The sequence below is a fragment of the Vulcanisaeta sp. JCM 16161 genome (assembly GCF_001316285.1).
This window is the reverse complement of record NZ_BBDO01000020.1, coordinates 1-939: the sequence shown is the minus strand read 5'-3', so window position 1 is coordinate 939 and position 939 is coordinate 1. Positions and strand designations below refer to the sequence as shown.

At 49.5% G+C, this 939-nt stretch carries 2 protein-coding genes; both read left to right on the top strand.

Features of this window, described 5'->3' with window-relative positions:
• The first annotated feature begins 172 nt into the window (after positions 1 to 172).
• A complete protein-coding gene (locus JCM16161_RS13385; RefSeq protein WP_054856188.1) occupies positions 173 to 517 on the top strand; it encodes a hypothetical protein in 345 nt (114 codons plus the stop codon).
• Positions 495 to 939 (top strand): hypothetical protein (locus JCM16161_RS13380; RefSeq protein ID WP_243671755.1); only part of this gene is annotated, 445 nt, incomplete at its 3' end. The genes JCM16161_RS13385 and JCM16161_RS13380, both read left to right, overlap by 23 nt.

Sequence of the window (939 nt, the reverse complement as noted above, 5' to 3'; positions counted from 1 at the left end):
CTCCGCCCTTTTAAATCGAGGAGCCGTGGTTACGGCTTCAATGCCTCATAACGCATTGGTTGTGCCTCTCAAGCGTGGGTTTCGCGGGTTCAGTAACGCATTGGCTCCGTGGATCATAACGTATTGGTTCGTTGTTCCAGCCCCTTTTAAGTTGATTTCCACCGGTTGTTGAATGAGGTTTAGGACGATAAGCGTTAGGGAGGATGTCTATGAGGCCCTGAGGAGACTCTCCGAGGTCAATAACGTGACCATAAGCGACCTAATCAAACAACTAGTCACTTCATACACGGCGATGAGTGAAATCAAGGAAATGCTGAGGCAATGCCTCGGCAAAACCGGCATTAATGCTAATAATTTGAGTATTAGTGGAGTGGTTAATACCGAGTCCATTAGGGACTCGATTAGGGAGAATCCTAAGGAGTTAATTAACGAGTCCTTAATCAACCTCGAGGACAACCCGTGGGTCAAGATCATCAGGTCTAGGGCGGGCATTGATGAGGGTCGAGAGGGAGGTTGAGGAGCTCGCAATCGAGAGGCTTAGGGAGAGGTTCCCCAGTAAATCAAGTTCCTGGATTAGGAGGGCTTTGAGACGCTTCGAAAACGGCTCTGTTAGGCAGTTGGCCGAAAATGCGTGGGTCGTGAGTGGTGATCCAAGGCTTGGCGATAAGTACCCGAACTACGTGGTTAGGCTCAGGGACGGTAGGTACTACTGCTCGTGCTTCGAGACGGGTTGGGGCTTACGGAGAAGAAGCGAAATATGCACCCACATAGCCGCGGTAATCCTCTACCGGGAATACTCAAAGCTAATGCAACCAATATACGCAGCCGTAATAAACATGGAGTGCGACGGCGATTATTATCTGGAGGTACTCGACAAGGAGGTCAAGGTGATTAAGCAGGTAAAGGCAATGAGCAGTGACATCCTCAAACCAAGGTACA